We start from the raw sequence: 8,383 nt of genomic DNA, 5'->3' as shown, positions 1-8,383 counted from the left end.
ATCATGGGGCTGCCGGAGTTGCCCCCGATGATGTCGGCGGTGCACACGAAATTAACCGGGGTGCTCAGGTCCAGCTGCTTGTCCTTGCCTACCCAGCGGGGTGCCAGATTGAACGGGGATTTATTACCCATGCTGGTGGCCCGGTCGTAGAGGCCGAAGAAAGTGGTCTTATACGGCACCACGGTGGTCCCCATGATGTAGCTGGCTGCCGGTCCGTAACTGATCCGCAGCGTGAAGGTAGCATCAGGATTCTTCGACTTCCCGAAGACATCAAAACGTGCCCGACCGAGTTTCTCCAGGGCAGGCGTGAGGACGCCGCTGATGTTTTCTTCCCGCCACTCGTGCATTTCCCTGAACAGGGGATCCAACTTGCGGGCCAGTACAATCAAAGGATCCTTTGATTTGGTCACCGCTTCCTTGCCTCCATCTACCAGCTCCCTACGGTATTCCACATCGGTCATACGGGTTCCATCGAATAATTTCTGAGCAACGTTAGAACCTGATTTACGGCCCATTGCGGTTTTGATAAAGGGATCGTTCTTTCCCAGAACCTCTTTCGCCTGATCCAGAAACTTGCCGGCGACGTACTCTTCCATTTCCGGGTAGGTGGGAGCGGGGGAGAAGAGCCTGAACTTGAGAGAGGGCAGCTCCGAATCGTGAAAACCGGGATAGCGCTCCGCATCAGGTTTGGGGATCTCTTCGACATAGCGGACGATAGTCAGGGCATATCTAAAGAGATTTCCACTGATCTCCCGATAATAACTTTCCTTCAGCGTGGTTTTCTCCTTTTCAACCACGCCCTCGATGATGGACCAGATCTCGCCGTATTCCTCAGCGAGGCGGCGGTTGTCCATGATTCGTTTACGGAAATCTTCTTCTTCCTGGTCCTTCTTCGCCATGATATCAGGGTTCATTAATCCTTCAAACTCGCCGGTGCGGACCTTGAGAGCATTTTCAAGCCCAAAGATGTTGTTTAGCGCCTGCCGGGCGGGCTCATCCCCTTGTGCGGCGTACTCCCGATACCAACCTAACAGCTGATTGATGTACTCAATAGTTAAGTGGTACAGGTAGTCCCGCTGGTATCCCAGCTGGGCTAAGGTATGCAGGCGATTGGTTGAGCCGGGATTCCCAATAACCAGAACCAGCTCGTCCTCTTCAGCGCCACTTTCACTCCAGGTAAAATAGTGATCCGGGTGATAGGGTTCATTGTTTTCATATACCCGCAGGAAAGTGGCGTCCAGGTCGTGGCGCGGATAGGTGAAGTTGTCCAGATCGCCCCCGAAGAAGGCGGCCTGCCCTTCCGGCGCCCATACCAGCCTGACATCAGTGAACCGTTTATAACGGTAAAGCCAGTACTCACCACCGCCATACAGGGCCACCACATCGCTTCGAAGTCCGGTGGCGTCCATGCTTTCTTTTTCAATCTCGGCGATCACGGCCCGCCGTTTTTTAATCGCCTCAGCGGGTTCGATGATATCCGCCACGGCAGCCTGGATACGGTCGGTGACATTCTCCATGCTGATGAGCTGATTAAGTTCCAGGTCGGGGCAGGGCAGCTCTTCTTCCAGGCTAGTGGCATAAAATCCATTGGCGACCAGGTCGTTGTCGGGCGTCGACAGCTTTTGAATTTGGCCGCGGGCCACGTGATGATTGGTGAGCACCAGGCCACCCTTACTCACAAAGGAACCTGAACCACCATTGTTAAAGCGCAGACTTGCCAAGCGCACGTGGTCAAGCCAGGCCTGGTCCGGGGTGAAGTTGTACTTTTCAGCCCACTGCGTAAGCGGCGGATTATCAAAAGTCCACATCCCCTCATCAGCAGAAGCCAGCCGGGGAGCAATGAGTAGCACGAAAAACGGAAATACAAAACGATAATGACGGAGTTTCATCACAGTACCTCTTTATGAGCTTATGAGGGGGTATCTCGGCATTATGAATGCCCCCGGAATTTACAAACAGAACCGGCGATAATAACGCTTAGGCTACCAGTATCTTTTTAACGGGGTCGCAAGGAACTATCAATTATAGTATGATGATGGAGAAGGGTAGAATGGGAGCTTATTCGGTTTCTTCCTTGCCATTCCCGGAAATGCAGTGGTTCGCTTCCGCGGTTCAGGCTTCCATTTCTACGGAGAAGATGTTGAAGGAGGAGGCAACTCTTTGCGGAGCTCCATCACCCAGTCGAACATGGTGGTATCGGTCAGGAGTCCTCTCAGCTTATTATAGTGCGGTTCAAGCCAACTATGCCACTGCGCTCTCTGATCCGGAGTAACCTCCACTACCTGAAGGCCGTATTCCTTCATGATCCGGATGGCTTCGTCATCCATATGACGAATTTCATTCTGGACGCGCTCTTCGTGCTTTTGAGCAACCGCCAGCAGTTTCGGACGCAGTTCGGCCGGTATCTGACTCCAGGCCTGTTTAGTAATCAGAATTGCACCCGTCATGACCGACCACTTAATAGGATTCATATACTTGGTAATGCCAAACCACTGAAAGGTGGCAGCCGTAAGGGGAGAGGTGCCCAGGGCATCGATAAGTCCGGTCTGGAGGGCTGGCAGAACGTCCGTAGCGGCAATAGATACCGAATGAAAGCCCCCGAATTTCCATAATCCCTCAACGTTTGGCCCGCCAGACCATGTGAAAATGCGCTGCGGTTGAAGGTCCTGGGGTACATAGACCGGATCCCGACTGAACCAGTAGACCCAACCCACATCAGCCCAAGCCAGAACTAGGAAGCCAGCCTCTTCCAGCCGCCGGGTCAACTCACCCTCAATCTGAGACCGAAGCCAGTCCAGCTGGTTGTAATCTTCCAATATGAGTGGGATCGAAAGACCCCAGATACCCTTGTCAACTTCACTGATTCCCGTGGCTGTCATGGCAGCAGCCTGAATATGATTGAGGCGCATTTTAATTATCAGGTCCCGCTCATCGCCAGCAACGCCGCCAGGGTACATTTTTACCTGTACCTGATTGTCAGTGATCTCCTCCCACTCTCGAACTATGTCCTGGAGAACCTCATACCATGGTGAACCGACAGGAGCCAGCGTGGCGAGTTTGATGATAACAGGCTTCGGCATTGGTGCAAGTGATAAGAAGAAAAATGCCGTTACAAAGATGCCGAAATGAGCGAAACGGTTTAAAGAAAAAGACATGTGGATCGGTATCTTATTGCCTAAGGGAAGAGAACGTTCATTTAACATAATAAGCTAACGAGTGATCATGCCCCATGGCAGGAAATTTTTTTGCCTGCTTGCTTCATTACGGCTACATTGAAGGTATGAAACCGGTTCGAAATGTCCTCAAAATCATCTTGTCCACCCACGATGACCTGCTCCAGGCCCAGGACTTGGCAAGGCTGTTGGTTGAGAGCCGCGCCGCCGCCTGTGTGAACCTGGTACCGAATGTGACGTCGGTATTCCAGTGGAATAAGGCGCTGCAAATAGAGAGCGAACTCCTCCTTATTATAAAAACAACAGAGGGAAAAGTGGCGGAAGTTCAAGCATTACTTGAAGAGAATCACTCTTACGAAGTGCCCGAGATTGTAGAGCTGGATGCCGAGGTCTTGCACCTGCCATATTTTGAGTGGGTGCAAGAATGCCTGCAGTAGCGCAGGACAGATTATCAACAATCATAATATTAATAGGTAGTTAAGAGATTCTTGAATGAGACTTTTCCTCAATTGCATAGTAATAGTCGCACTTATCACATTTTCCTTCGGGCAACACTATCAAACTGTAACAATCCTTCTGGATAGCAATCAGTTTGTGAAAGGTGAATTAATTTCGCAGGATGATGGGACTATTACGCTGAGTACCCAAACAGGTGCTGAAGTGATCATCAACAAGTATGAGATACTGAATATATCAGCGGGCAAACAAGATGTTACGGCTAATTATCTTTCCGCCAGTCAGCTCGAAAAAGTTCGGGAACTGCTAGCAATCAGTCGAAAAAAGCGCATCAAATCCATAATCGCTGTTGGAATGGTATTTATGGTTTTTTTTGCTGTTTCTCAAGTTGCCTTAACCACAGGAGGAGGTGGCAGCGATACTCCTGGTGAAGGAGATACTTCGCCGACTGAGTAGAGGCAGGTGTTATAGCAGCCAATAAATTTTCCTAAATAAGGATATACTTCAGAGTATTTTGTTATTCGTATAATATATATTATGTATAATAATCGACGTGAGAAGAAAAAACCATATTACACCAACATCCCCCCCGCAGAACCTGGTTATTGTAATAACTATAAACTTGGAACTCGTAACGCTAATCCCTAACGGACAACAAAATTAACCACCCGGCCGGGAACCACAATTTCTCTGATAATCTCCTTACCCATTAGATGCCGCTGTACCCCTTCAACCTCTCTTGATGCAGCGAGAATAGTTGCCTCGTCGGCATCCTTGTCAACAGTTACTTCCCCCCGCCGCTTGCCATTGATCGTAATCCCGAGTGTGATGGTCTCTGCCTGGCAAAGCTCAGGGTCGTATTCAGGCCAGGAGGTGTCGAATATGCTCCCGGTATATCCTGATCGTTCCCACAGCTCCTCCGCCAGGTGCGGCATGAACGGCGCCATAAGCTGGATAAAACGGTCGTGTGTTTCTCGATCAATAGTATCATGTTTGGAAAGGGTGTTGGTTAACTCCATGAGCCGGCTGATGGCGGTGTTAAATCGCAACGCCTCCAGGTCGCTGGTAACCTCTCTAATGGTCACATGGAGTAGTCTGAGCAGCATAGGGTCGGGTTCTGGGGCTTCATTTATTGGCAGCTGCGTTAGACGCCAAACCCGTTCCTGAAAGCGGGCCAGCCCCGTGATGCCGGTATCACTCCAGTCACCACCTTCGTCGTAGGGCCCCATGAACATGAGATATGCCCGGAAGACGTCGGTGCCGTACTTCTCGATAAAATCGTCGGGCGACACCACGTTGCCTGAGCGTTTGGACATCTTCGCCCCCTTGTTCGTAATGGTCCCCTGATGCCGCAGGCTTAAAAAAGGTTCGTCAAAGTCAAGCAACCCGGCATCCCGTAGGGCTTTGGTGACGAACCGGGCGTAGAGCAAATGCATGGTGGCGTGCTCCGCGCCACCGATATACATATCAACCGGCAGCCAGGTTTTCACCCGGTCCGGATTGAAGGGACCAGCGGCGTAGCCTGCATCCACATAGCGCAAAAAGTACCAGGAGGAGTCCACGAAGGTGTCCATGGTGTCGGTATCACGCCTGGCAGGTGTATAGCATTGAGGGCAGGTCGTCCTCACGAAACTTTCCACTGTTGCCAGGGGTGAGACATCTTTGCCCCGGGCTGCCGCCAGATCAATTTCTTCCGGCAGAAGAACGGGAAGGTCTCCATAAGGCACGGGTACGGCTCCGCACTTTTGGCAGTGGATAATCGGGATCGGTGCACCCCAGTAGCGCTGCCGGCTGATAAGCCAATCTCGCAGACGATACTGGACAGTGCGTCTCCCCTGCCCCGTCTCCTCCAGATGCTGGATCACGCCCTCAAAAGCCTGATCTGTGGTCAGACCGGTGAATTCGCCGGAATTAAGCGCATACCCTTCCCCGGCATAACACTGATCTATTCCATGGGGTTGACCATCGGGCGACACGACCTCGACAATCTTAAGCCCGAACTTACGGGCGAACTCAAAGTCCCGCTCGTCGCTGCCCGGCACAGCCATAATGGCGCCGGTGCCGTAGCTGATCAGAACATAATCGGCAATCCAGACAGGGATATCCTCACCGGTAAAGGGATTGACAGCATAGGCGCCGGTGAAGATGCCGGTTTTTTCCTGACCGAGAGCGATGCGATCCAGTTCGGTCATTGCGGTAGTACGGGCCTGGTAGGCTTCCACCTCCTTTCTATAATCTGCCGTCGTGATCGCATTGACCAGTGGGTGCTCTGGCGCCAGGACCATGTAGGTGGCGCCGTAAACCGTGTCCGGCCGGGTAGTAAAGACGGTGATATCCTTATCCGGCGCTCCGGCTACTTTAAAGATAATATCGGCCCCTTCCGATCGCCCGATCCAGTTGCGCTGCATGGTTTTCGTGCGCTCCGGCCAGTCGATCTGATCCAGGCCTGCCAGGAGCTCTTCAGCGTATGCTGTGATCTTGAAGAACCACTGCTTGAGCTCTTTCTGGATCACGGTGGTGCTGCACCGCTCGCAAAGCCCCCCTTCCTTGACTTGTTCATTGGCGAGCACCGTCCGGCAGCCGGGGCACCAGTTCACCGGCGCCTCTTCCTGCACCGCCAGGCCCATTCCAAACAGCTTCAGGAATATCCACTGCGTCCATTTGTAGTAGTCGGGGTGGCTGGTATCCACGTAGTTGGACCAATCGTACATGGCGCCGATTTCCCGCAGCTGCCGCAGCATGGTGGCGATGTTGTCGGCGGTGCTTTTAGCTGGATGAACGCCGCACTTGATGGCGTAGTTCTCGGCAGGCAAACCGAAGGCGTCGAAACCTTGCGGATGGAAGGTCTCGTAGCCCTGCATTTTCTTGAAGCGGGTCCAGGTGTCGGCCGGGCCGTAGTTGTACCAGTGGCCGATGTGCAACTTGTCACCCGATGGATAGCTGTACATGGTGAGGCTGTAGAGCTTGCGCCTGGGATGATCCATATCCGGGCTATGAGCGCCGGATTCCTCCCAGCGACGCTGCCACCTGGCCTCGGCTTCTTTGAAGGGATATTTACCAACCATACTAGTCTCTAGTTGAACTGTTTAAATAGGCTAAATCCCTGACGGGCCCATAAAATGAAGGCTATATATAAAGCTTTTATAGAGAAAAAAGTCAAGGATCATAACCAATTTTAATCCTTTCGAGGGTTTGAAAAAAAGCCCGCTGGAAGAACCACCGGGCCAGGGTTTATATTGTCGCTATTACTGCTGTATCGGGGCAAGGAGATTTTCCCGAAGGGACCCCTCCGGGGGAACTCGCGACCTCTTCGTCTCTATTTACTTTAATAAATTTGTCGGGGCAGGGAGATTTGAACTCCCGACCTCTTCGTCCCGAACGAAGCGCGCTACCGGACTGCGCCATGCCCCGTCTCTAGGAGCAACTCCCGACGGAAATTACATATGCCATCAGGCCACGACAAGTCCCATTCCGTATATCGCGCCGGATGGGCAGGCTGTTTACCAGGGAATCTCTTCGCCATTTACCCCCCACTCCGGCGTTATTGAACAGGATATCCAAACGCCCCGTGTATCCCTTCACCACCGCCACGGCACTGCCGATGGCTGCCTGATTAGTCACATCCAGGGGGAGTACAGTTAGCCGGTCGCTGTGTTTTCTTGGAGGCGGTTCAGCCTGATAGCCTGTTCTTGGCTGCGGCAGCCGGCGAAGACCCGGTCTCCGCGGGTAAGCAAGTGGAGCACCAATCCCAACCCAATACCCCGATTTGCGCCGGTAATGAAGACTCTTTGCAAAGGCAGATTCTCCCATCAAGTAAGAAATAGGAAATGCAGCTGGATGGCCGTGAGAAAGGTACCAATGGAGGCCCCCGCCACCACCTGGCCGATAGTGTGCTTCCCGAGAACCACCCGCGCGTTGGCAATCAGAAGTACCAGAACGTAAAAGGGAACTGCTGGCCAGCCGAACCGGAAAATCATGGCCGTGATCGGACCGGCAATACCCATGGCGTGGATACTGATTTTCCAAATGAAGGTGATCAACATCACTACCAGTGTGTTTGTAGCATAGCAGAACATTAGTCCGCGAATTATGCCTGGTGCCTGCATTAAATGAAGCAGGACAAAGGCGACAGAATAACTTATGATCCCCACCAGCAGCGGCCACAACCGGCGCTGGCGGTGCTCGATGTCCATGGTTCTCACGGCCCCCCGCTGCTTCAGCCACACCACGTGAACGAAAGGGACTATACTGGCGAACAGGAAAGCAGTGCCGAATATCATTAACTTGCGCGTGAACACCAGATCGCCATCGAAACCAACAAGGATAAGGAAAGCGAGCATTGCGTTGAACAACGGGTTGAAAATGGTCGAAAGAAGCCGGGCGAGGTTTGGTGACATAGCACTAGGAGTAGAGCAGACAGCTCATCCCTGTACCACCCTTGGCGGGGGTATTATTCAATTCTCTTTTCCTGCCAGTCGATCGCCATTCCCAGCCGGCTCAAAGCAACCATTTAATAACCACAAAACCGCCAATTAATAGGATTGCGAAGAGAATGACCATCAGGTTGAAATGACGGTCAATCAGGTTCTTTACAGGCGGACCGAAGAAGTAGATCAGTGTTCCGACAGTGAAAAAGCGCAGTCCTCGTCCCAGGATGGAAGCCACCGTGAAGGTACCCAGATTGAAGCCAAACAATCCCGAGGCGATGGTAAACACCTTGTAGGGTATCGGCGTCAGGGCAGCCACAAACACCC

At 52.4% G+C, this 8,383-nt stretch carries 7 protein-coding genes and 1 tRNA gene; 2 read left to right on the top strand and 6 right to left on the bottom strand.

What is annotated here, in order from left to right; genetic code table 11:
* The coding region (locus tag ACETWG_06230; protein ID MFB0516184.1) for a S46 family peptidase at positions 1-1,889 on the bottom strand (1,889 nt) is incomplete at its 3' end.
* A gap of 237 nt (positions 1,890-2,126) precedes the next feature.
* Positions 2,127-3,080 carry a TRAP transporter substrate-binding protein DctP gene (gene dctP, locus ACETWG_06225; GenBank protein MFB0516183.1) on the bottom strand — a complete coding sequence of 318 codons (954 nt, stop codon included), beginning with the start codon at positions 3,078-3,080 and terminating at the stop codon, positions 2,127-2,129.
* A 200-nt stretch (positions 3,081-3,280) separates the two neighbouring features.
* On the opposite strand from dctP, the gene cutA reads away from it, so the two are divergent.
* Together cutA and ACETWG_06215 are read left to right on the top strand one after the other, a co-directional pair.
* The gene (gene cutA / locus ACETWG_06220; GenBank protein MFB0516182.1) at positions 3,281-3,610 is read left to right on the top strand and encodes a divalent-cation tolerance protein CutA; all 330 of its coding nucleotides are present in this window, start codon (positions 3,281-3,283) and stop codon (positions 3,608-3,610) included.
* Positions 3,611-3,665: 55 nt separating this feature from the next.
* Entirely contained in the window at positions 3,666-4,085 is a 420-nt protein-coding gene (locus ACETWG_06215; GenBank protein MFB0516181.1) for a hypothetical protein, read from the top strand.
* 188 nt (positions 4,086-4,273) lie between these two features.
* Here the strand turns inward: ACETWG_06215 and leuS are convergent, their stop codons facing one another.
* From leuS to ACETWG_06195, 4 genes are all read right to left on the bottom strand, one after another.
* Positions 4,274-6,694, bottom strand: a complete 2,421-nt coding sequence (leuS, locus tag ACETWG_06210) for a leucine--tRNA ligase (protein ID MFB0516180.1) — start codon at positions 6,692-6,694, stop codon at positions 4,274-4,276.
* Between the two features lie 272 nt (positions 6,695-6,966).
* Positions 6,967-7,040: transfer RNA gene (locus ACETWG_06205), tRNA-Pro, on the bottom strand.
* 398 nt (positions 7,041-7,438) lie between these two features.
* The gene (locus ACETWG_06200) at positions 7,439-8,026 is read right to left on the bottom strand and encodes a PAP2 family protein (GenBank protein MFB0516179.1); all 588 of its coding nucleotides are present in this window, start codon (positions 8,024-8,026) and stop codon (positions 7,439-7,441) included.
* A gap of 100 nt (positions 8,027-8,126) precedes the next feature.
* The coding region (locus tag ACETWG_06195; protein ID MFB0516178.1) for a DedA family protein at positions 8,127-8,383 on the bottom strand (257 nt) is incomplete at its 5' end.

Source organism: Candidatus Neomarinimicrobiota bacterium (assembly GCA_041862535.1).
GTDB lineage: Bacteria > Fidelibacterota > Marinisomatia > SCGC-AAA003-L08 > TS1B11.
Note: the sequence above shows the minus strand (reverse complement) of the source record. Positions and strands in the feature narration are given on the sequence as shown.